Origin of the sequence: Pseudomonas sp. BN607 (assembly GCF_029871175.1) — a bacterium.
Lineage (GTDB): Bacteria > Pseudomonadota > Gammaproteobacteria > Pseudomonadales > Pseudomonadaceae > Aquipseudomonas.
The window spans coordinates 83,969-105,290 of sequence record NZ_SSOE01000023.1; the positions used below are offsets into that span (position 1 = coordinate 83,969).

Consider the following 21,322-nt stretch of genomic DNA (forward strand, 5'->3'; position numbering starts at 1 on the left):
CCAAACACCAGCGGCGCGTCGTCGCCGATAGCCAGCTCACACACGGTTTCCAACCATTGCCGGGTCCTCCCTGGCCCCTGCGCAGCATTCATTCGGTGGATCATTGGCCTTGGCGGATAGCGTCGGCGCTACTCTGCCCGTTTACCCGGCCCTTGAGCACGCTGCCGGCATTGGTCGCCGCGGGGGCGGGCCAGCGCATGCTGGCGCCCGGCAGCACATAGCCGAGCAAGCCCTCGACCAGCGGTTTGCTCTGGCTGCCTTGCTGCAGCACCACGTCAGTCAGGCGCGCATGTACCGGGCCGGTGTTGCGCAGCTCCACATAGGGCTTGCCCTGCACCGTTACCGGGCGCCAGCTGAGCTGCGGCTTGCCCACCCCCTCGGCATTGCGCTTGCCCTCCGGGTCCGCCTTGCCCCACAGGCCCTCGCCGTAAACGAACAGCGGCACGGAGTAGCGCATCTGCAGGCGGATGGCCGCCGTGGTGCCGGGGCCGGCCTTGTCGACGGGAATAGCGGGCGGGATTTCATCGATAATGATGCGGTAGGCCTGCTCCTGGCCAGCAGGCGAAGCGCCGGTGCGGGTCAGGCGGATAAGCTGCTTTTGCCCGGGAGCGATATTCGCCACCGGGGGGCTGCCGATAATCTCGCGCTGCGCCTGAAACTGCTCCTGATAGTCACCCTGGCGCCAGGCGAATACCCGCACCTGCAGGTTGGCGGGGTCAGTGCCACGGTTTTCCAGCCACAATGCACCTGCCTTCTGGTCGGCCTCCAGCACCGGGTCGATGGGCCAGATCAGCACCGAGGTGGCCGCCCCGGCCGGCTGGCTTGCCAGCCACAACAATCCAATCAACCCACGCGCCCACTTCGCGCCTGCCGCCATGAAACTCTCCTTAAACACTGGTCAGGGTGCCGCTGGCATTCACCAGGTCACCGTCACTTGCACCACATCGGTATACGTCCCTGCCGGGAGCGTACCGGTCAACTGCACCCGCCCGTAGACCGGCAGCTTGATGGCGGTTGCATCGGTATAGCTCACCGCTGCGCTCTGGCCTATCCCCAGGCTCTGGGTGTATGCCGCGTCTCGGTACAGCTGGTAGGCCAACACTTGCGTCCCGCTGGTGTTCTTCAGGTTGCGCGTACCACTGGCGCTGTTCTGGCCGCCGTCCAGGCTCATGCTCAAGGCAACCCCTGGGGTGCACTGGAACGTCACCGTGGTGCCGCCCAGCGAAGTGCTGAGAAGCCCAGTGGACAACGCCGACTGGGTACCATAGTTCAGAACCCCGTAGTTGGTGACACCACCCACCACCAGGCAACCGGCGACAATCTGCGCCGACACCGTGAAAGTGCTGGTGGTTGCCGCATCCAACGGTGCGGCCAGCAGCACACCGATGCCGGTCAGGCCACCCGCCAGCCAGCCACGCATGGCTCAGAACGACAACTCGACTGCCACCGTATCGGTGTACACCCCGGCCGGCAGCCCGGCCTTGCCGCGCGCCTGGCCGTACAGGTTGACGGTTTGCGCCACGCCGGTACTGGTCGGCAAAGTGATGGTGCCGTCGATGGCCAACAGGGTCGTGCGACCGGCGTCGGTGTAGAAATCGTAGGGCACGAAGTTACCCGCGCCATCCGCCAGGGCACGGGTGCCGCCGGTCGACTGGCCATCGTGGCTGCCTGCACGCACGCGAATCGCCGGCACTGTACCCGCCGAGCAGAGGATGCTCATTGCCCCGCCACCGCCGCCAAGCACCTGGGCATTGGCCGTAGTGAACAAGGCATCCTGGGTGCCGAAGTTGAGGGAACCGAAATTCAACCCAGAGGTGCCCGAACTGCCGTTGACCTGGCACGCCGCAGTTAACGTCAGCGTCGAGTTGATGGTCCCGGTCACCGTGGCGGCCTGGGCCTGCGAGGCCAGGGCCAGGCCCAGACCGGCGAGGATGCAGCATGATAGGTTCGTTCGCATCGGAGTCTCCTTGCGTTGTTACCAGTCCAGGGTCACCCTGAGGGTGTCGCGGTACAGCCCGGCCGGCAGCCCGCGCGGTTGCGCCACGACCACGCCGTAGATGGGGATCGGTATCTGCTGGGTGCTGCTGATGGTGAAGGCGCGGGCCTGGCCGATGCCGTAGCGGCTGTTGCCGCCTGGGTCGACCGCCAGTTGATAAGGGATCAGTTGGCTACCGTTGCTCAGGCGACGAATGCCGTCGTCGCCGTTCATGCCGCCATTGATGCGCACGTTGAAGGCACGTACCTCGGGTGTGCAACTGATCTGCAGGCTGCCCTCCCCGCCGGCCTCATCTACGCGGCTGCGCAATGGCTGCTCCCAGTTCGGGCCGCGCTCGCCAAAGTCCAGCAAACCTGGGTTGGCCAAGGTTGCCGGCTGGGGCTCATTGCTGCTGATCTGGCAGGCCGCGCTGATCACCAGCCGCGCCTGGATGAACCCGGTGCTGGTGCCATGCGCCTCACCGCCGGGTACCAACAGCGGCCCAAGGGACAACAGCAGGATCGAGGTGCGGGTGCGGTTCATGGCGTGCCGTCCTTGTGCATGATGGCGTCCCTACCAGGTAACCGTGACTTTGAGCAGGTCGGCATACAGGCCGGCGTTCGGCACCCAGGCCAGCTTGTCGATACGCGCATACAGCGGCAGTTCAACCGAGCCGCTGTCCGGCACCCGCGCCGACTGCGCCACATCCACCGCTAACGGCTCGCGCCAGGCCGCATCGCGGTACAGGCGATAGGGAATCGGCCGGGCATTGGTGTCATCACTGGCCAAAAAACGCACTTCGCCAACGCCGCCATGCTGGCCGCCGTCGACGCGTACTTGGTAGGGGGTATCGGGGTTGCACTCCAGGCGCGGCGGGCGCTGGTTCAGTAGCACACCGCTCAATGGCCCACCCGCGCCATCCAGGCGCGCGGCAGTGCCCAGGTCAATACGCCCCAGCGCTTGCGCACCCGCGTCGCGGGTCTGGTTCACCAGCATGCAGCCGCGCTGTACCAGCACCCGCACTTCCACGAGAAAATCCGCAGCTGCAGCACCGCTGCTCAACAGCAGGCCCAACAACCCGGCCAGAAAGCGTTCCGTCACCTTGTTGTCCCTTTCGCTCTATGCTGTTTTGAGCGTAGCAGCGAGGCGCAGACCCAACGGCCACGGCCTACCTTTTTTTCGTGTTAGCAACAAAGCGATAACCGCTCGCCAAAAAAACCATGCACAGTACAGAACCGTTGGTGTTTGATGGCCCTCCAATTGCCAAAGGCCGGCGAACGAGCAGATATTCTGATAGGGTATAGCTCCATCATCCTGCCTCAAACTCGTACGGCAAGCATGGACGAACAAGACAGGAGCGCTCAATTGATGACTGCAGACAGCACGCTCGCCCAAGCCGTAGAGCGTTGCGCACAGGAACCCATCCAGGTACCCGGCAGCGTCCAACCCCAAGGCTTCCTGCTGGTCGTCGACGAAGCCGACTTGCGCATTCTTCAGGCCAGTGAAAATGCCGAACGGTGGCTGGGCATACCCGCCAGGGAACTGATCGGGTGCCACTTCGCCGAGCTGGTCAGCGATGCCTTCGACCTGCGCCTGCACCTGAGACGGCTACCCGAGGACGAAGTCTTCCCATTCCACATCGGTGACGTACGCTTGCGCCAGGGCGCACCCCACAGCGCCCCCCTGCACGTGCTGGCCCATCGTCACGACCAGGTGCTGATTACCGAATTCGAATCGCCGCGCCTGCCAGCCGACCTGACCGGCCAAGGTGATTACTACCCGTTGGTGCGCAGTTTCGTCAGCACCTTGCACCTGGCTGGCAGTGTCGAGGATTTGCTGCAGCAAGCGGTGGTGCAGCTCAAGCGCATCACCGGCTTCGGCCGCGTCAAGGCTTACCGCTTCGACAGCGAAGGCAACGGCCAGGTGTTGGCCGAAGTGGCCGACCCCGGCTACCCCAGCTACCTGGGCCTGTGCTTCCCGGCCTCGGACATCCCGCGCCAGGCGCGCGAACTGTACCGAGTCAACCGTATCCGGGTGATCGAGGATGCCAACTACCAGCCCTCACCCCTCATGCCGACAGCCAACCCGCGTACCGGCAAGCCGCTGGACATGAGCTTTACCGTGCTGCGCAGCGTTTCGCCAGTCCACCTCCAGTACATGCGCAACATGGGTACCCTGGCGTCGATGTCACTGTCCATCGTGGTCGACGGTGAGCTGTGGGGGCTGGTCTCCTGCCACCATCATGAACCGCGCACGGTAGACCTGCGCACGCGAACCGCCTGCGAATTACTGGCCAGCGTACTGTCATTGCAGATCGAGTCCCGTGAGTCGCATGCCAGCACACAGAAACTGCTGGAGCTGCGCCAGCACATCGTGCGCATGATCTCTTCCATGGCCGACCATGACAGCGTCAGCGAGGGCCTGCTTAACCTGCCCGAGGTGCTGCTGGCGTTTGCCGGCGCCCAAGGCGCCGCCGTGATTTCGGCAGAGCGCTGCGACCTGATCGGCCAGACCCCGCCTGCCGCCCAGGTCACCGCCCTGGTGCACTGGCTGAGCCAGCGCTGCGAAGGGGCGGTTTTCCACAGTGACAACCTGCGTCGCGACATCGATGAGTTGCCAGAACTGGCAGACCATGCCGGTGGCGTGCTGGCGGTGGCCATCTCGCAGATCCATTCGCACTACCTGTTGTGGTTCCGCCCCGAGCAGGTGCGCACGGTGAACTGGGCGGGCCAGCCGAGCAAGCACGTGGGGCCGCAGGGCAGCCTTGGCCCGCGGCACAGCTTCGAACGCTGGCAGGAACAGCTGCAAGGATACTGCGAACCTTGGCACCCACTGGTCATCGAAGGTGTCCAGGAACTGCGCACTGCCGTACTCGGCATCGTCCTGCGCAAGGCCGAGGAGCTGGCGCAGCTCGCCGGTGAACTGCGCCGCTCGAACAGGGAGCTGGAGGCCTTTTCGTACAGTGTTTCCCACGACCTGCGGGCGCCCCTGCGGCACATCGCGGGTTATACCGAGCTGCTCGGTGAAATAGAGGGCCAGGGCCTGAGCGAGCGCGGCAAGCGCTTTCTGCAGCACATCGGCGAAGCGGCCAACTTTGCCGGCAGCCTGGTCGACAACCTGCTCAATTTCTCGCAAATGGGCCGCTCTGCCTTGCGCATGTCCGATGTTGACCTGAATGCCCTGGTCGAAGCCATCCGCAACGAACTGGCGCCGGACTACGAGGGCCGCGAAATCGTCTGGGACATCGCCCCGCTACCGAAGGTGATCGGCGACCCGGCATTCATCAACCTGGCCTTGCACAACCTGATTGCCAATGCCATCAAGTACACCCGGGGCCGTGAGCCTGCGCGTATTTCGGTCAGCGCAGAGCAACACCCGGACGAAACCGAGATCTGTATCCGCGACAACGGCGTGGGCTTCGACATGGCCTATGCCAACAAGCTGTTCGGCGTGTTCCAGCGCTTGCACCGCATGGAAGAGTTCGAAGGCACAGGGATTGGCCTGGCAAGCGTGCGCCGCATCATCGAGCGCCATGACGGCCGTGTCTGGGCCGAAGGCCAGATCGACCAAGGCGCCAGTTTCCACTTTTCCCTACCGCGCCAACCCGCAACTACCCGAGGCACCTGAATAACCATGCTCAAACCCATCCTGCTGGTCGAAGACAACCCACGGGACCTGGAGCTGACGCTCCTGGCGCTAGAGCGCAGCCAGTTGGCCAACGAGGTCATCGTGCTGCGTGACGGCGCCGAAGCACTGGACTACCTACTGCGCCGCAATGCCTATGCCACGCGCGACGACGGCAACCCTGCCGTTCTACTGCTGGACCTCAAGCTGCCCAAGGTCGACGGCCTGGAAGTGCTCAGGGAAGTGCGCGCCACCCCCGAATTGCGCAGCATCCCCACGGTGATGCTGACCTCTTCGCGCGAAGAACCCGACCTGCTGCGCGCCTACGAACTGGGCGTCAATGCCTATGTGGTCAAGCCGGTCGAGTTCAAGGAATTCGTCGCTGCCATTTCCGACCTCGGGGTATTCTGGGCCGTTTTGAACGAACCGCCACCCGGCTCGCTGCGGCTGAACCGTCGCGGTAGCAACTGAGGCCACCGCAACGATGCAGCAAACGCCGTTGAAACTACTGATGGTCGAAGACAGCTCGATGGACGCCGAGCTGACCCTGATGCGCCTGGAGCGCAGCGGGCTGCATGTTCAGCCCCAGCTGGAATTCGACCACACGGGCGTTGAACATGCCCTGCGCGAGGCGCGCTACGACCTGATCCTGTGCGACTGCGTGTTGCCGGGGTCGTCCGGCACTGAAGTGCTGGCCATCGCCCAACGTTTGGCCCCGGATACACCCTTCATCTTCCTCTCGGGCATCTACGGCGAAGAGCACGCGGTGGAAATGATCCGCCTCGGCGCCACCGACTATGTGCTGAAAAAGAACCTGCCGTTGCTGCCCAAGGCCGTGCGCCGGGCGCTGACCGAGGTGCAGGAGCGCCAACGCCGACGCCGCGCCGAAGAAGCCCTGGCCGATGTCGAGGCACGTGCACGCATTGCCATCGACGCTGCCGGCATGGGCACCTGGGACCTGCGCCCGCAAGAAGGCCTGCTGCTGTGGGATGACCGCTGCAAGACCCTGTTCGGCCTGCCCACCAGCACCGAAATGAGCCTTGAGGTGTTCCTCGATGGCATCTACCCCGCTGACCTGCCCATGGTGCGCGATGCGGTGGAATACGCCATGCGCCCCGAAAGTGGCGGCCAGTACCGGGTCGAGTTCCGTATCGCGCAACCCAACGGCCTGGAACCGCGCTGGTTGCTCAGCAGTGGCCAGAGCCAGTTCGTCAACGGCCAGTGCGTCCGCTTTTCCGGCGTGCTGCAGGACATCCATACCCAACGCCAGGCCACTCAGGCGTTGCGCCAGCTGAACGAAATGCTCGGCGAGCGCGTAGAGCGCCGCACACGTGAACGCGACCGCGCCTGGGAACTGTCGCAGGACCTGTTGGCCGTCCTGAACAAGGACCTGACCCCGGTCGCGCTGAACCCCGCCTGGGAAGCCAGCGTGGGCTTTTCCCGCGAGCGCCTTAGCCAGTCGTCACTGCTGCACCTGCTGCCCGAGCCTGACCAGGAACTCCTCCTCACCGAACTTGCCGCCCTTGCCCATGGCCGCACCAGCGCGCGCTTCGTCGGCCGCATCCTGCATGCCGGTGGCCAGCAGCGTTGGCTGTCATGGGTAGTGGTACCGGAAGACACCCTGCTGTATGTGGTGGCGCGGGATATCACCAGCGAGCGCGAAGCGGCCCTGGGCCTGGCCGAGGCCAACGCCCGCCTGCGCGAGCAGATCGACGAGCGCGAACGCATCGAAGCGGCACTGCAGCAGATGCAACGGCTGGAAGCCGTCGGCCAGCTGACCGCCGGCGTGGCGCACGACTTCAACAACCTGCTGACGGTGATCCTCACTGGCGCCAGCTTTCTCGAGCGCGACCTGGCCAAGGCCGACCTGGACAAGGCGCGCACACGTCTCACGCATATCCGCGAAGCGGGCGAGCGCGGTGCCAAGCTGACGTCGCAACTCCTGGCCTTCTCACGCCGCCAACGCCTGGAGCCGGTGCCACTCAACCTCAACCGCACGCTGACCGGCCTCGAGGAGCTGTTGCGCCGGACCTTGGGTGGCAACGTCTCGGTGCGACTGGACCTGGACCCGCGCCTGTGGCAGGCGCTGACCGACCCGACCCAGACCGAAATGATCATCCTCAACCTGGCGATCAACGCCCGCGATGCGATGCCGGATGGTGGTCAGCTGACACTGGCCACCCACAACACCTGCATCGACACCCGCCCGCAGCGCCCGGAAGACCCGGAACCCGGTGAGTACGTGATGCTCAGTATCCGCGACACCGGCAGCGGCATGAGCGAAGAGGTGCTGGCCAAGGTATTCGAGCCGTTCTTCACCACCAAGGATATCGGCAAAGGCTCCGGCCTGGGCCTGGCGCAAGTGTTTGGTTTTGCCAAGCAGTCCGGCGGGGGCGTGCGTATCGACACCGCGCCAGGCCGCGGCACCGAGGTGGCGGTGTACCTGCCGGCGGTGAAGGGTGAGATGGCCAGTGAACCTGCAGCGGCGCAGCCCAGCCAACCGATCTGCGAAAGTGGCCATGACCGCACCGTGCTGCTGGTAGACGACGACCACCTGGTGCGCGACATGCTCGGCGATGTGTTGCGCCAATATGGATATCAGGTACGCCAGGCGCACAGCGGCGAGCAGGCGTTGGCGCTGCTGGATGACGAGATCGACCTGCTGCTTACCGATTTCGCCATGCCAGAATTCAATGGGGCGCAACTCGCGCTGGCAGCCCGCGAGCGCTACCCGCGCTTGCCTGTTGTGTTTCTGACCGGGTATGCGGAATTGCAGGGGCTGGAATTGCCGGGCAGCGTGGTGATGCAGAAGCCGGTGCAGGCCGATGAATTGGCACGGGCGCTGAACGAGATGCTGGGCGTTGCTGGCTTGATCGGCTAATCAGCAGGCCGCTTTTCCCACTGGAGGTTGCGCTTCCTTGGGAGGCGGCCTCGCCCTCAACGTATGCACGTTGCTATTGGGAGCATTGGCACTGGCGGGTCAACGTCGCAATTGAACCTGCAGAAACGAAAAAACCCAGAACCTGTCAAATCAGGCACCGGGCATAGACGTTTGAAACTGGAAAATGGCAGGGGCGGCTGGATTCGAACCAACGCATGGCAGGATCAAAACCTGCTGCCTTACCGCTTGGCGACGCCCCTGTATCGGATGCAGCTTTTGCTGCTCTGACAATTCCAACTTTCTGACAACCGCTTATTTGCTTGTTGTCTTGGAATGCGCGGCACTTTAACAACAAAGATCCGGTCTGTGAACCCCCCTGATGAAAAAAATTGCCAAAAAACAGCGGCTTAGTCATTTGGCCGCTCACGGCACGACCATCCGTCGCTTTCCTTCCGCTTCGCTTCAACACAATCGGTTTATTTCCTTCCAATCAGATGAGCGTACTGCATTGACCAAGGAGGACCCTATGCCTGTCTCACACGACCTCTACCAAGACCTGCACTACCCCCGCGAAATCGTCCAGCAGCGCCGTCAGCAGGACAAGACCCTGGACCGCCTGCTGGACGAATACGTGGACATCGACAACCAGGTGCTGGCCGCCGAGTCGATCTCGGCCGGCAACTTCGTTGACGAGGACCTGCGCCACCTGAAGGAGCGTCGTCTGGCGGTGAAATACATGATCGAGAACCAGCTGGAGCGCAAGGCATAGCCCAGACAGGCACGACAGGCTGCCAGACCTATCGCAAGAAGTGATGATTGCCGGGCACTTTCTCTATTAGTCAAAATGGCCGCCCTGGGGCAAGCTGCATGCTGCCCCGCCATCGCCCAAGGAGCTTTGCTTTTGCCTGCCTGGATCCCTACCCCGCTGCGCCAGCTTGGCCAACGCCTGCGCGGCACCGCCAATCAACAGAGCGAACTGCTCGGCTGGTTCGAGGACAAAGCGCACAGCCGCGGTTATCAGCTGAGTGACGGCCAGCGGCGGGTGATCCACTGCATGGCCGAACAACTGGCGCAGCTTGAACAAGGCCAACCCCGCAGCCTGTACCTGTTCGGCTCGGTTGGTCGCGGTAAAAGCTGGCTGCTCGATGGGTTTTTCCAGGCCGTGCCGATAGCCGCCAAGCTGCGCCTGCATTTTCATGACTTTTTCGCCCGCCTGCACCAGGGGATGCACCGCCATCGGGCGCTGGACGACGCGCTGGGCGCAACGCTGGACGAGCTGGTGGGCGATTGCCGGGTGCTGTGCTTCGACGAATTCCACGTGCATGACATCGGCGATGCCATGCTGCTCACCCGGCTGTTCAAGGCCTTGTTCAGCCGTGGCGTATACCTGCTGGTGACCTCGAACTACGCGCCCGAAGGGTTGTTGCCCAACCCGCTGTACCACGAGCGTTTTCTGCCGGTCATTCGCCTGATCAACAGCTCGATGCAAGTGCTTGAAGTTGGTGGCGACACCGATTTTCGCAGTTTGCCGGCCAACCGCGAGCATCAGCGTTTTACCCAGGGCCAATATGTCTGGCCGGGCGATGCAGCGCAGCGCCGGGCGCTGAACGTGCCGGACGAACAACCGGTGATACTGGAGGTGAACAACCGCCCGCTGCGGGCGCTGGCCATTGATGGCCGGCGGGTGATGCTTGGCTTTGACGACCTGTGCGAAAAAGCCACCGCGGTCATCGACTACCTGGTGCTGGCCAGGGAGTATGACGAGTGGATCATCGACGGGCTGGACGATCTGTCCGCGTGTTCGCTGGCGGCTCAGCAGCGCTTCGTCAACCTGGTAGACGTGCTGTATGACCAGGACCGGCGGGTGGTTGTCATAGGTAAACATCCGCTGGAAGAGAGCCTGGGCGGCCCACTGGCCGACCTGATGCGTACCCGCAGCCGCTTGGGGCAGCTGCACCCGCTCGGTCCGGGCTGATGCGAATCATGAGCGTTGTTGAATAGGCAACTGTCAGTTTTGCCAGCAGACAGTCCAGCGACTAAGCCCTGTAATGGAGGCTCACTCACGAAGGGCCTTTATCATGATCTCGAGACAAGAAGCATGGACCCGTATTGATCTTCAACTGCCTGATGACATCCGAAACGAAATCGTCTATCGCCCGCCGTATCTGGTAGAGGGTTTTTTCTACAGTTGCTGGGCCTCGCGGGACAGTCAGGGTGAACCCACAACGGTAGTTACCAAGCTTACGCCCGATGGCAGGGCAGTCGAGGCATTTGGCGACAACGGCACCGTACGCATCCCTATGCCAGGGGAATGGGGCGACTACTTCTGCTTCGTTGTCGACGGCGAACACCTCCTTTGCGGTGTAGCGCTTCGGAGCTCCGATAACTTTGCCATTTTCCGCCTGAACAAGGCGTCAGGCGCCATGGATATCGATTTCGGCCACCAGGGATATAAAATACATCCTTATCCAGTCGAGCCGGACGACACCTCAGAGGCAGCCCAGCCAAGGCTTGATGGTGCTGAGGGTTATGCGGGCAGCGTGCCGCAATTCCCGGATGGCAAACTCCGCCAGATGGTCAACTCCGGGCTCGCACAGTTCGATATGCAAGGCAATCTGGATACCTCCTTCAATGAAGTAGGTATGCGCAGGCACTTCCGTTGGCAAGGCCGCGCGCTACAGACACTTGCCGTAAACGCCCGTTACCGCGGTACTGAACATGCTGGCTTCCATTATTGCGGCGACCACCGCGTGGGCGGTGATGAAACGCAGGCATGGGTTGGAGCATGCGACAAGAACGGCGCCGTGTTATCGGGCTTTGCCGAGCAAGGCGTCTGGATTGTCAAACGCCTGCCCGGCCATCCAGATCTCGCTTATATTGCCGTACACGCTACCACTCAAGCCCACGACCGCCTTTATCTGACAGGCAACGCTGGCACCGGCACCAACCAAAGTGGCTTTGTACACTGCCTGAAACTGGACGGCACCGTGGACAATCGCTTCAACGATGGCCAGGCCATCATTTTCAAACGACCTGAATTCGAGCGGACAATCGCATTCGCGCTCACGCCGCATGGCAGCGGCGTCCTGGTGGGCTGCCGCGCGGTGTCCCCAATCGAAGATCAGATGCCAATCGCCATCGTTCGCCTGGACGAAAATGGCCATGTGGATACCGCATTCGGTGACCAAGGCTGGTTGATCACGCCCGAATATCCCGAGCCCTATACCCTGCTCACCTTGACTTACGACGACCAGGAAATCATAGAGCTGAGGGGCAAGGAGTTCATTGCCCGCCACCCCTTGTAACACTTGGCGTCTTGATAGACGGGTGGCCCCGTCGCGCTCCAGCACCATGCGAGCGGGGCTACCGATACTCAGTCAATGCTGGCGTTGATTACCCCGCCCTGGGCAAATCCGCCAGCACCGCTTCGATCTCGCCCAGCACTGCCGGGTCATCCAGGGTCGAAGGCGGCACATAATCCTGCCCATCGGCAATCTTGCGCAGCACCGCCCGCAGAATCTTGCCAGAGCGGGTCTTGGGCAAGCGTTTCACCAACCGCACCTGGTTGAAACAGGCCAGTGGGCCGATCTCATCACGCACACGGCCTACCAGGTCCACCAGCAGCTGAGCTTCGGCAATGCCCTCGCCGTCCTTGAGCACCACCAGCGCCAATGGCACCTGGCCCTTGATCTCGTCGTGCACGCCGATCACCGCGCACTCGGCCACCGCCGGATGGCGCGCCACCAAGTCCTCCATCTCACCCGTGGAAAGCCGATGCCCGGACACGTTGATCACATCATCGGTGCGACCCATGATGTAGACAAAGCCTTCGTCATCCAGATAGCCGCCATCGCCCGTGTGGTAGTAACCCGGATACGTGTGCAGGTAGGCCTGCAGGTAGCGTTCGTGATCACCCCACAGCGTCTGACTGCAACCAGGTGGCAATGGCAGGGCAATCACGATCGCCCCCTGATGGTTAGGCCCGAGCAAGTGGCCTTCGTCATCCAGCACGCGAACGTTGTAGCCAGGCACCGCCCGGTTGCTCGACCCTGGCTTCGCGGCGCTGCCCTCCAACCCGACGCACGGCGCGGTGACCGGCCAGCCGGTCTCGGTCTGCCACCAGTGGTCGTGCACCGGTTTGCCACTTACCCGCTCCAGCCATTCATGGGTGCTGGAATCGAGCTTTTCCCCCGCCAGGAATAGTTGACGCAGCGAGCGGAGGTCATGTTTGCGAATCAGTTCGCCCTCCGGGTCTTCCTTGCGGATGGCGCGCATGGCCGTCGGTGCACAGAACAGCGCGTTGACCTGGTACTGCTCCACCACCCGCCAGTAGGCCGAAGCGTCCGGGGTACGGATCGGCTTGCCTTCGTAGAAGACGGTGGTGCAGCCGCTCATCAACGGCCCTTAGACGATCAGTGAATGGCCGACCACCCAACCGACGTCGGATATGCCCCACCACACATCGCCAGCCTGCATGCCATAGATATGGCGCATGGCATAACACAGCGCCACGGCATTGCCGCCGTTTTCCCGGACGATACCCTTGGGTTTGCCGGTGGTGCCCGATGTGTACATGATGTACAGCGGGTCGCCGGCATCGAGTTCGACTGGCGCCACCGGTTCTGCGCCGGCCAAGGCCGCCTGCCAGTCCAGGTCGCGGCCCGGCAGCAGTTCGGCATGCGCCTGCGGCCGCTGCAGTACCAGCACATTGCGCGGCTGGTGCCGGGCCAGTTGCAGGGCGCGGTCAACCAGCGGCTTATAGGCTATGACCCGATCGAACTCCAGGCCGCACGAAGCCGTCAGCAACAAGGCGGGCCGGGCGTCATCGATGCGCAAGGCCAACTCGTTGGCAGCAAAGCCACCGAACACCACCGAATGCACGGCGCCAATCCGCGCGCAGGCCAGCATCGCCATGGCCGCCTGCGGCACCATGGGCATGTAGATGATCACCCCATCGCCCTTGTTCACCCCCAGCTGGCGCAGCAAACCGGCCAGACGTGCCACCTCGTCGCGTAACTGGTTATAGGTGTAGGCCTGCTGAACGCCGGTCACGGGCGAATCGTAGATCAGCGCCAGCTGCTCGCCCCGCCCCTGTTCTATCTGGTGATCCAGGGCCAGGTAACAGCTGTTGAGGCGGCCATCAGCGAACCAGCGGTGGGTACCGTCGGCGTTGTCTTGCAGGGTCAGGGCAGGCTTGCGGTGCCAGGCCAGGTGTGCGGCCTGTTCCGCCCAAAAAGCGGCAGGGTCGGAAATGGAATGGGCGTAGCTGTGCTGGTAGCTCATAGTGAAAGAAACCCGGTACTTGTTGTTATTGAAGGGCGAACACTGAGTATGGACCGCTACACCCACCCCGCCAGGGGACTAAAGTCACAACCGACCTGCAAATTTGCAGACAAGGCAAAAACGCCCCAGAACGGTGCAAAGCCTCTAGAATAGCCACCCCTTCACACACCGAGCAGCCCATGGACATCGATCAGGCCCGGACCTTCCTGGAAATTGTGCGCTGCGGCAGCCTGGTCGCCGCAGCCGAACGCCTGTTCGTGTCACAAACCGCGATCACCGCACGCGTGCAGCGCCTGGAGCAGCAACTGGGCTGCCAGTTATTCGTGCGTAGCCGCAATGGCGCCAGCCTGACCAGCGATGGCGAAGCGTTCGTCAGTTATGCCAACCAGTTGGTGCAAACCTGGGAAGCCGCGCGCCGCGACCTCCCGTTGCCTGAAGGTTGCCAGCAGGTGCTGCATGTAGGCGGTGAGGTGAGCCTGGGCAACCCGATGATGCTCGACTGGGTAAGTGCCCTGCACCGCGAGTTGCCCAGCCATGCCATCCGCAGCGAGGTCAGCGACGGCGAGTCACTGCTGCGCAAGGTCGAAATGGGTCTGCTGGACGCCGCGCTGGTCTACCAGCCGACCTATGGCCCTGGCTTGCAAGTCGAGCAACTGATGGAAGAAAAGCTGATCCGCGTGCGCCGGGTCGGCCGGCCCGAACCCTACATCTACATCGACTGGGGCGAGGCCTTCCGCCGCCAGCACGACGCGGCCCTGCCCGAATGCGCGCGCCCGGCACTGAGCTTCAACCTCGGCCCGTTGGCCCTGCAGTTCATTCTCGACCAAGGTGGCAGTGGCTACTTCCGCACGCGGGTGGTGCAGGCCTATCTGGACAGCGGCGTGCTCGAGCGGGTACCGCAGGCACCGGAGTTCACCTACCCGACCTTTCTGGTGTACCCACGCAAACGCGACAGCGAAGCCCTGCAACAAGCCTTCGCCATCCTGCGCCGGCTGGTAGCTGCCGGCGCCAGCGACTGGTCACAACGCTGGGACCCGGTTGCCTGAAGCCTCAGCCTTGCTGAGCAACTGGCGCTTGAGGCCGGCCACCAGGTCGGTCTGGGTGACCACCCCCACCAGCTTGCCGGCATCAAGCACCGGCAGGCAATGCAGGCCTTGCTCGCACAACAACGGCAGCAGGCGCTCCAGCGGGTGCTGGCTGCTGACGCTGACCACTCGCCGGCTCATGACCTGCTCCATGCGCACCGCCTTGCGACCGAACAGCCCGCGCCAGCTGAAACGGGCACGTTGCATGGCCGGGCCAACCAGATCGCTGAGGCTTACGATGCCCACCAGCTTGCCCTCCTGCAGGACCGGCAGGGTTTTCAGGTGATGGCTGGCGAGCATTTTCCAGGCCTGCTCCAGGGTGGTGTCGGGGCTGGCGAATTGCACATCGCGGGACATCACCGATGCAGCGGTGATACCGCCCAGGCTGCGCTGCAAGGCGTGCTGTTCGGTAGCCAGGATGATGCGCTCCAACTCGTCACGGGTGACGTCGACAAACTCGCCCAGTTCTTCCAGTGCCTGGTCCAGGTCTTCACTGCTGACGCCTACCCGTTCACTGGGCAGCGGGTCATGGGTGTGGTGCAGGTCTTTGCGCGGCACTGTGCCTTTCGGGTAGCGCACGCCGGTCAGGCGGTTGTAGACCATGGCCACCACCACCAGGACCAGGGCATTGAGCAATACCGGTTCCAGCAGGTGGTCACCCATGGCGGTCAGGCCCGAGTCGGCCAGCACCGCACTAACCGCCACCCCGCCACCTGGCGGGTGCAGGCAGCGCAGCAGGCACATTACCAGCAGCGAGATGCCCAGGGCGGCGGCGGCCACCCACAGCTCGGGGCCAAAACCCTGGCGCATGGCAAGGCCGACCGCACCGGCAAGGGCGTAGCTGCCCAGTACTGGCCAGGGTTGCGCCAGCGGGCCGGAGTGCACGGCAAACACCAGCACCGCCGAGGCCGCCAACGGGCCGAGCAGGTGCAGGGCAATGCCGGGCCCATAGGCCATGCTGGTCAACCAGCCTGCGAGAAACAGACCAAGCAGCGCGCCGATGCCGGCACGCAGCCATTCTTTTGGGGCGGTATTAAGGGGCGCCGGCAACAGCCGCTGCAGACGTTTTTCGGAACGCGAGGCAGACATTCGGGGATTCGGGATCTGTCGTTTTTCTGGTTAAAAAGGAAGCCCAGCCGAGCCGGCCTGGGCCTGATATTGCGCATGCAATATCACAAGGGGCTCCGTCCGTGGAGAGATGGAAACCGCAGGGTTTCATGGGGGGATTTTGCCGGGTGGGTCAGGATTGGGCCAATTCAAAAAAATGCGCCTGTACTGCAATTTTTTTGCAGTGCTGATAGGGCGACCCGGGTTTTATCGAACCTTGCGCGGCAGGTCGATGCTTACCCGCAACCCGCCAAGGGGGCCTTCCTGCAGCGCCAACTGCCCACCCCAGGCCTCGACGATATCGCGCACGATACCCAGCCCCAGGCCATGCCCGTCAACCTGCTCATCCAGCCGCGACCCTCGCTCCAGCACCTGCTGCCGCTGCCCCTCGGGGATACCCGGTCCATCATCATCGACCCACAGCCGGTACCCACCGGCATCCGCCGCAAGCCCCAGGCGCACCTCGCTGTCAGCCCACTTGCAGGCGTTGTCCAGCACGTTGCCCAGCAGCTCCAGAACGTCCTCCCGATCCCAGGGCAACAACAGCCCCGGCGGCACATCACTGGCCAGCAGCAGGCCCTCGCCATGGATCATGCCCAAGGTCCCGAGCAGCCCGGGCAACTCCGCATCACAATCGAACTGCGCCCCTGGCAACGCATCTCCCGCCAGGCGGGCACGGTTCAACTCGCGGGCCAGGCGTTGCTGAATCTGCTCCAGCTGCTCACGCATCTGCTCACGCACCTGCGGCAAATCCTTGAGCCGGTCGCTCGACGCCAGGCTCAACAGCACCGCCAGCGGCGTCTTCAGCGCGTGGCCAAGGTTGCCCAGGGCATTTCGCGAACGGCGCAGGCTATTTTCCGTGTGGCTGAGCAAATGGTTGATCTGCCCCACCAGCGGCGCCAGCTCGCTGGGCACTTCGGCATCCAGCTGCGAACGCTGGCCTTGTTGCAACTGGGCGATCTGCTGGCGTGCCCGCTCAAGGGGCCGCAGCGAGCGGGTCACGGTAATGCGCTGCAGCACCAGCACCAGTACCAGCGCGACCAGGCCCATGCCCAGGCCGATCTGCTGCAGGCGCCGGAACCCTTCACGGACCGGCGAATAGTCCTGCGCCACGCTGATCGAGATGTCCTGGCCCAGGCGCCGGTAGTCAGCGCGCAACGCCAGAAGTTGCTGCCCTTCCGGGCCGAGTTCATGGCTGTCGGAAAGGCCCGGTGCCGCGGGTTTGGGCATATCCAGGTCCCACAGCGAACGTGAACGCCAGGTGCCTTTGTCGAAATCGATGCGGAAGTAGTAACCGGAAAACGGCCGCTGATAAGCCGCCGAGATACGCCGCTCGTCCAGTTGCAGGCCGGACGGACCGCGCACCAGTGCCACCAGCAGGTTCTCGCTTTCCTTGCGCAGGCCGTTTTCCAGGTAACGTTGCAGGCCGGCTTCGAACAGCCACAAGGTCAGTTGCGCCAGCACCACGCCAACCACCACCAGTACCGCCACCAGGCCCAGGCTGAGGCGCGCCTGGATCGACTTCACACGCCGCTCCCCGCGTAGATGTAGCCTTGCCCACGGCGAGTTTCGATAACACTGCGCCCCAGCTTGCGGCGCAAGTGGTTGACGTGTACTTCCAGCACGTTGGAATCACGCTCGGTTTCGCCGTCGTAGAGGTGTTCGGCGAGGTGGCTCTTGGACAGGATCTGCTGCGGGTGCAGCATGAAGTAGCGCAGCAAGCGGAACTCGGCGGCAGTCAGCTGGATGTCCACACCGTCGCGGCTTACGCATTGGCGGCCCTCGTCCAGGTGCAGGCCGGCCGCCTCCAGCCTTGGCTGATTGGCCAGGCCCCGGGCACGGCGTAACAGGGCCTGAATGCGCAGTTGCAGCTCTTCAGGGTGGAAGGGCTTGCTCAGGTAATCGTCCGCCCCGGCCTTGAGCCCTTCGATACGCTCAGCCCATGAGCCGCGCGCAGTCAGGATCAGCACCGGCGTGGCCAGGCCGGCGGCGCGCCACTGGGCCAGCACGTCCAGGCCCGACAAGCCCGGCAAGCCGAGGTCGAGGATGATCAGGTCATAAGGCTCGCTCTGGCCCTGGTAAACCGCGTCACGGCCGTCGGCCAGCCAGTCCACCGCGTAGCCTTGGCGTTGCAGGCCGGCGATCAGTTCATCGGCCAGCGGTACGTTGTCCTCGACAAGCAACAGGCGCATTCAGTCGTCTTCCTCGTCTTTGAGCAGGGCGCCGGTGCTGGCGTCGAGTTTGATTTCGCGCACCACACCTTCAGTCGTCAGCAACTCGACTTCATATTCGTAGCGGTCGTCGTCCTCTTCCAGCTCGGCTTCCAGCAAACGCGCCCCGGGGTAACGCCCCAGGGCGGTTTCCAGCAACTGTTCGAGTGGCAGGATGACGCCCTTCTGCCGCAGCTTCAGGGCTTCGTCCTGGTCGAGGTCGCGGGCAGCGGCGAGCGAGCACACTGCCAGCAGCGCCAGCGCGAGGTAACGCGCCGGCCGCGGTAAGTGGATCATCAGTTGTCCCGCTCGTCCTTCAGCACTTCACCGGTCTTGGCGTCCAGGGCCACGTCCCATTCGACGTTCTGCGTATCGCGCAGCTCGACCTTGTAGATGTAACGGCCGTACTCGTCTTCCAGCTCGGAATCGGTCACGGTGGCGCCGGGGTGCTTGGCCACGGCAGCGGCCTTGAGGCCATCCAGCGACATGATGGTCTTGGCATTCACCAGTTTGACCACTTCGTCGGGCTGCACGTCCTTGGCGAAGGCGGCATTGGCACCCAGGGCAAGGGCGGCGGCGGTGAACAGGGCAGTCAAGGTTTTCATCGTTCTTCTCTCCTGAGAACTGTGCAAGTTGTCTACGGGGTTAAGATTAACCAGCAGTCCTTAATTCAACCTGAAAACAGCTGGCGGCATGATAGCGCAGGTCAACGTGGCAGCGGGCTTGCCGGCGATGTGCCCGTCAAACCCTTTACAATGACCAGCTCGTCAGCCAAGAGGTCCCTCATGAGCGCCATCCACATCAAATACCCCGCCCTCACCTTCAAGGCCGGCGAGCGTGCGCTGCGGCAGGTCCGCCAGCGTGGCCTGCAGGCGGCGGATGTGGGGGTATTGCCGGGCGCTGCGGGCGGACCGAAACCACTGGGTATTCAGGGCCTGGACCTCGCCCTGTTTGGTGAATTCCTGCCGACGGCACCGCGCCAACGCGCCCTGATCGGCGCCTCGATCGGCGCCTGGCGCTTCGCCAGTGCTTGCCTTGACGACCCAGTCGCCGGGATTCGCCGGCTGGGCGAGTTGTATACCGAACAAGACTTCGCCAAGGGCGTGACCCCGGCCGAAATCAGCCGCAGTTGCCAACGCATGCTCGATGACCTGCTGCAAGGCCGCGACAACCAGCTGCTGGCCAACCCGCATTACCGCCTCAACATCCTGGTGGTGAAGAGCCACGGCCAACTTGCCCACGACCATCGCGGTCGGCTGGGCCTTGGCCTGGGTTCGGTGGTGGCCAGCAACTTGTTAGGCCGCTCCCGCCTGGCCCGCCACTTCGAGCGCATCATCCTGCATGATGGTCGCAGCGCGCCGCCGCTCGACGCCCTCACCGACTTTCCTTCGCGCTGCCTGCCGCTGGACCTGGCCAACCTGCGCCACGCCCTGCTCGCCTCGGGTTCGATTCCCATGGTCATGGAAGGGGTAAAGGACATCCCCGGCGCAGGTGCTGGCACCTACCGTGACGGCGGCCTGCTCGACTACCACCTCGACCTTCCCTATCGCGGCGACGACCTGGTGCTGTACCCGCACTTCACCGACAAGGTGGTGCCCGGCTGGTTCGACAAGGCGCTGCCCTGGCGCAAGGGCAATGCCACCCGCCTGCAGAACGTGCTGCTGATGACCCCCTCGCCGCAGTACCTGGCCGCCCTGCCCTACGGCAAGCTGCCCGACCGCAACGACTTCAAGCGCTTCATGGGCGATGCGCCAGCGCGCAAGCGCTATTGGTACAAGGCCATTGCCGAAAGCCAGCGGCTGGGGGACGAACTGCTCGAACTGATCGCCACCGGGCGGCTGCATGAACGCCTGCAAGCCTTGTAGCGGCCATGTCACATGGCCTACCGTTAATTGGAAAGCTTGCAGTACCTCTTCACCGACTGCAGGCCAGATCGCGTGGTCGGCGCAGATGCAAAAAGCCCAGCGGGAGGCTGGGCTTTGGGCTACCAAGTGGAGTGATCGCTCACATTTTGCATTTGGCGATACTGAATTCCTCAGACTTTGCTGAGCGAATCACATCCTTCTGCTCGTCGATGGCAGCCATTGCAGCCATGCGATACACAGATCGCCTCTCCTCCACGGACCCGTGGCGGAAAAACTCAGACATAGTCGATGCCTCATAGGGCTTGGTCGACACGCCTGCTACCTTTTCGCCTTTCATTGGGACTCTCCGTTCAAAACACGCTGAAGCTCAAGGTGATCATAGGGCTGGTTGACAAATGCGTCAATTTCGCTAACTGAAAGGTCGATACCGATGTCACTGTTGCTTCAATCGTTATCCTTGATGATCACATCTACCTGCAGCCTGCCATCAAATTCACGTTTCAGCGCACATACCGACACCTTGGCCGCGTAAAACTGTCTTACAAATTCCGAGCACGGGATGTGCCTTCCGTCCTTCTTCTCTCTCGCCAGAACAAACTCCCAAGCAAGCTCAGGTCGCTGTCACACGTAGATAACCTGGGCGGACCTGTTCACTTTTTCAAGCGCGCGAGCGATGTTTCTTCTTCCCACATCAAGGTTGGCGAGGGTGCCATCCAACAGAAAGGACTGCCGCTGCTTGTACACCTGATCCAGGGTTCTCTCGACAAACGTGGTTACCCCGCGCTGGAAAAGGCTGGAATTCTTTCCGTTGTAGTCGGGAAAATACTCCCTGAAATCGTCAGGATCGATACGTAGCGCACGAGATCCTGCGGACTGCATGTGCCCGATGAAAGCTCTTGAAACCTCGGTTTTCCCAGCGCCAGGAGATCCTGCCATAAAAACTGACACCGGGTATTCATCCGCCGGATAGGTTTCGAGGCAAGTCAGTTCACGAGCGATGCGCGTGCGATTCTCTTTTGCGAACTGCAGAGCACGGTCAGAAACTTCCTGTTCTTCTTGGGTCATTTCTCAGTCCTTTTGACGATCGTAAAATGTACCAACGTTCAAGGGCTGACCGTCCATATAGGAGACACCCACACCACCTGCAGAACACCTCAACCACTTCCTGCGCCTCGACAGGTTGCTGCACTTGACGAGGATAGGCCGGCACACCGCCCATCGCGGATTCCGTAAGGCCACATTCCCAAAACAGGTTAAGATACGCGCAATTCGATTGCCCGGCGCCAGCGACG

At 62.9% G+C, this 21,322-nt stretch carries 19 protein-coding genes, 1 tRNA gene and 2 pseudogenes; 8 read left to right on the forward strand and 14 right to left on the reverse strand.

Annotation, left to right across the window (positions count from 1 at the left end):
• Positions 1–100: 100 nt before the first annotated feature.
• Genes E8E68_RS04480 through E8E68_RS04500 form a run of 5 tightly spaced genes read right to left on the reverse strand, consistent with a single transcriptional unit; the run spans position 101 to position 3,076 of the window.
• Complete coding sequence (locus E8E68_RS04480; protein ID WP_266030315.1) at positions 101–877, reverse strand: molecular chaperone; 777 nt, start codon at positions 875–877, stop codon at positions 101–103.
• A gap of 39 nt (positions 878–916) precedes the next feature.
• Positions 917–1,420 (reverse strand): spore coat U domain-containing protein, encoded by a 504-nt coding sequence (locus tag E8E68_RS04485; RefSeq protein ID WP_266030317.1) that lies wholly within the window; start codon positions 1,418–1,420, stop codon positions 917–919.
• Between the two features lie 3 nt (positions 1,421–1,423).
• Positions 1,424–1,957 (reverse strand): spore coat U domain-containing protein, encoded by a 534-nt coding sequence (locus E8E68_RS04490; protein WP_266030318.1) that lies wholly within the window; start codon positions 1,955–1,957, stop codon positions 1,424–1,426.
• An 18-nt stretch (positions 1,958–1,975) separates the two neighbouring features.
• Positions 1,976–2,518 carry a spore coat U domain-containing protein gene (locus E8E68_RS04495; RefSeq protein ID WP_266030319.1) on the reverse strand — a complete coding sequence of 181 codons (543 nt, stop codon included), beginning with the start codon at positions 2,516–2,518 and terminating at the stop codon, positions 1,976–1,978.
• Between the two features lie 30 nt (positions 2,519–2,548).
• On the reverse strand, positions 2,549–3,076 hold the full coding sequence (locus tag E8E68_RS04500; protein WP_266030320.1) for a spore coat U domain-containing protein: 528 nt from the start codon (positions 3,074–3,076) through the stop codon (positions 2,549–2,551).
• A gap of 267 nt (positions 3,077–3,343) precedes the next feature.
• Here E8E68_RS04500 and E8E68_RS04505 point away from each other — a divergent pair, with 267 nt between their 5' ends.
• The 3 genes from E8E68_RS04505 to E8E68_RS04515 are packed head-to-tail and all read left to right on the forward strand — an operon-like array spanning position 3,344 to position 8,480.
• Positions 3,344–5,602 (forward strand): ATP-binding protein, encoded by a 2,259-nt coding sequence (locus tag E8E68_RS04505; RefSeq protein WP_266030321.1) that lies wholly within the window; start codon positions 3,344–3,346, stop codon positions 5,600–5,602.
• A gap of 6 nt (positions 5,603–5,608) precedes the next feature.
• Complete coding sequence (locus E8E68_RS04510) at positions 5,609–6,070, forward strand: response regulator (protein ID WP_266030322.1); 462 nt, start codon at positions 5,609–5,611, stop codon at positions 6,068–6,070.
• Between the two features lie 13 nt (positions 6,071–6,083).
• Entirely contained in the window at positions 6,084–8,480 is a 2,397-nt protein-coding gene (locus E8E68_RS04515; RefSeq protein ID WP_266030323.1) for a response regulator, read from the forward strand.
• 185 nt (positions 8,481–8,665) lie between these two features.
• On the opposite strand, the gene E8E68_RS04520 is transcribed toward E8E68_RS04515, so the two are convergent.
• Positions 8,666–8,740, reverse strand: a tRNA-Gln gene (locus E8E68_RS04520).
• Positions 8,741–9,006: 266 nt separating this feature from the next.
• On the opposite strand from E8E68_RS04520, the gene E8E68_RS04525 reads away from it, so the two are divergent.
• From E8E68_RS04525 to E8E68_RS04535, 3 genes are all read left to right on the forward strand, one after another.
• Positions 9,007–9,249 (forward strand): hypothetical protein, encoded by a 243-nt coding sequence (locus E8E68_RS04525; RefSeq protein ID WP_110745032.1) that lies wholly within the window; start codon positions 9,007–9,009, stop codon positions 9,247–9,249.
• A 132-nt stretch (positions 9,250–9,381) separates the two neighbouring features.
• Positions 9,382–10,455 carry a cell division protein ZapE gene (gene zapE / locus E8E68_RS04530; protein ID WP_266030324.1) on the forward strand — a complete coding sequence of 358 codons (1,074 nt, stop codon included), beginning with the start codon at positions 9,382–9,384 and terminating at the stop codon, positions 10,453–10,455.
• Positions 10,456–10,558: 103 nt separating this feature from the next.
• Entirely contained in the window at positions 10,559–11,785 is a 1,227-nt protein-coding gene (locus E8E68_RS04535) for a hypothetical protein (RefSeq protein ID WP_266030325.1), read from the forward strand.
• Between the two features lie 88 nt (positions 11,786–11,873).
• Here the strand turns inward: E8E68_RS04535 and E8E68_RS04540 are convergent.
• Positions 11,874–13,763 (reverse strand): annotated as a pseudogene (locus E8E68_RS04540) (propionyl-CoA synthetase).
• Between the two features lie 179 nt (positions 13,764–13,942).
• On the opposite strand from E8E68_RS04540, the gene E8E68_RS04545 reads away from it, so the two are divergent.
• Positions 13,943–14,809: a LysR family transcriptional regulator gene (locus tag E8E68_RS04545; protein WP_266030327.1), complete on the forward strand. Its 867-nt coding sequence runs from the start codon at positions 13,943–13,945 to the stop codon at positions 14,807–14,809.
• Here the strand turns inward: E8E68_RS04545 and E8E68_RS04550 are convergent.
• From E8E68_RS04550 to E8E68_RS04570, 5 genes are all read right to left on the reverse strand, one after another.
• Positions 14,783–15,937: an HPP family protein gene (locus tag E8E68_RS04550; RefSeq protein WP_280339921.1), complete on the reverse strand. Its 1,155-nt coding sequence runs from the start codon at positions 15,935–15,937 to the stop codon at positions 14,783–14,785. The genes E8E68_RS04545 and E8E68_RS04550 overlap by 27 nt on opposite strands.
• A 225-nt stretch (positions 15,938–16,162) precedes the next feature.
• On the reverse strand, positions 16,163–17,482 hold the full coding sequence (locus tag E8E68_RS04555) for a sensor histidine kinase (RefSeq protein ID WP_280339923.1): 1,320 nt from the start codon (positions 17,480–17,482) through the stop codon (positions 16,163–16,165).
• The gene (locus E8E68_RS04560) at positions 17,479–18,147 is read right to left on the reverse strand and encodes a response regulator transcription factor (RefSeq protein ID WP_110745025.1); all 669 of its coding nucleotides are present in this window, start codon (positions 18,145–18,147) and stop codon (positions 17,479–17,481) included. The genes E8E68_RS04555 and E8E68_RS04560 overlap by 4 nt, the downstream gene beginning before the upstream one ends.
• Positions 18,148–18,462, reverse strand: coding sequence for a PepSY domain-containing protein (locus tag E8E68_RS04565; RefSeq protein WP_110745024.1), 315 nt, complete (start codon positions 18,460–18,462; stop codon positions 18,148–18,150).
• Positions 18,462–18,770, reverse strand: a complete 309-nt coding sequence (locus E8E68_RS04570) for a PepSY domain-containing protein (RefSeq protein WP_110745023.1) — start codon at positions 18,768–18,770, stop codon at positions 18,462–18,464. The genes E8E68_RS04565 and E8E68_RS04570 overlap by 1 nt, the downstream gene beginning before the upstream one ends.
• 180 nt (positions 18,771–18,950) lie before the next feature.
• Here E8E68_RS04570 and E8E68_RS04575 point away from each other — a divergent pair, with 180 nt between their 5' ends.
• The gene (locus E8E68_RS04575) at positions 18,951–20,030 is read left to right on the forward strand and encodes a patatin-like phospholipase family protein (protein WP_266030333.1); all 1,080 of its coding nucleotides are present in this window, start codon (positions 18,951–18,953) and stop codon (positions 20,028–20,030) included.
• Positions 20,031–20,169: 139 nt separating this feature from the next.
• On the opposite strand, the gene E8E68_RS04580 is transcribed toward E8E68_RS04575, so the two are convergent.
• Together E8E68_RS04580 and E8E68_RS04585 are read right to left on the reverse strand one after the other, a co-directional pair.
• Positions 20,170–20,367 (reverse strand): hypothetical protein, encoded by a 198-nt coding sequence (locus E8E68_RS04580; protein ID WP_110745021.1) that lies wholly within the window; start codon positions 20,365–20,367, stop codon positions 20,170–20,172.
• A 107-nt stretch (positions 20,368–20,474) separates the two neighbouring features.
• A pseudogene (locus E8E68_RS04585) lies at positions 20,475–21,095 on the reverse strand (zeta toxin family protein).
• Positions 21,096–21,322: the final 227 nt, after the last annotated feature.

Excerpts from the sequence above, each read along its gene's own strand:
- E8E68_RS04480 (WP_266030315.1), bottom strand. The coding sequence starts at position 877 with ATGGCGGCAGGCGCGAAGTGGGCGCGTGGGTTGATTGGATTGTTGTGG.
- E8E68_RS04485 (WP_266030317.1), bottom strand. The coding sequence starts at position 1,420 with ATGCGTGGCTGGCTGGCGGGTGGCCTGACCGGCATCGGTGTGCTGCTG.
- E8E68_RS04490 (WP_266030318.1), bottom strand. The coding sequence starts at position 1,957 with ATGCGAACGAACCTATCATGCTGCATCCTCGCCGGTCTGGGCCTGGCC.
- E8E68_RS04495 (WP_266030319.1), bottom strand. The coding sequence starts at position 2,518 with ATGAACCGCACCCGCACCTCGATCCTGCTGTTGTCCCTTGGGCCGCTG.
- E8E68_RS04505 (WP_266030321.1), top strand. The coding sequence starts at position 3,344 with ATGACTGCAGACAGCACGCTCGCCCAAGCCGTAGAGCGTTGCGCACAG.
- E8E68_RS04510 (WP_266030322.1), top strand. The coding sequence starts at position 5,609 with ATGCTCAAACCCATCCTGCTGGTCGAAGACAACCCACGGGACCTGGAG.
- E8E68_RS04515 (WP_266030323.1), top strand. The coding sequence starts at position 6,084 with ATGCAGCAAACGCCGTTGAAACTACTGATGGTCGAAGACAGCTCGATG.
- E8E68_RS04525 (WP_110745032.1), top strand. The coding sequence starts at position 9,007 with ATGCCTGTCTCACACGACCTCTACCAAGACCTGCACTACCCCCGCGAA.
- E8E68_RS04535 (WP_266030325.1), top strand. The coding sequence starts at position 10,559 with ATGATCTCGAGACAAGAAGCATGGACCCGTATTGATCTTCAACTGCCT.
- E8E68_RS04545 (WP_266030327.1), top strand. The coding sequence starts at position 13,943 with ATGGACATCGATCAGGCCCGGACCTTCCTGGAAATTGTGCGCTGCGGC.
- E8E68_RS04550 (WP_280339921.1), bottom strand. The coding sequence starts at position 15,937 with ATGTCTGCCTCGCGTTCCGAAAAACGTCTGCAGCGGCTGTTGCCGGCG.
- E8E68_RS04560 (WP_110745025.1), bottom strand. The coding sequence starts at position 18,147 with ATGCGCCTGTTGCTTGTCGAGGACAACGTACCGCTGGCCGATGAACTG.
- E8E68_RS04565 (WP_110745024.1), bottom strand. The coding sequence starts at position 18,462 with ATGATCCACTTACCGCGGCCGGCGCGTTACCTCGCGCTGGCGCTGCTG.
- E8E68_RS04570 (WP_110745023.1), bottom strand. The coding sequence starts at position 18,770 with ATGAAAACCTTGACTGCCCTGTTCACCGCCGCCGCCCTTGCCCTGGGT.
- E8E68_RS04575 (WP_266030333.1), top strand. The coding sequence starts at position 18,951 with ATGAGCGCCATCCACATCAAATACCCCGCCCTCACCTTCAAGGCCGGC.
- E8E68_RS04580 (WP_110745021.1), bottom strand. The coding sequence starts at position 20,367 with ATGAAAGGCGAAAAGGTAGCAGGCGTGTCGACCAAGCCCTATGAGGCA.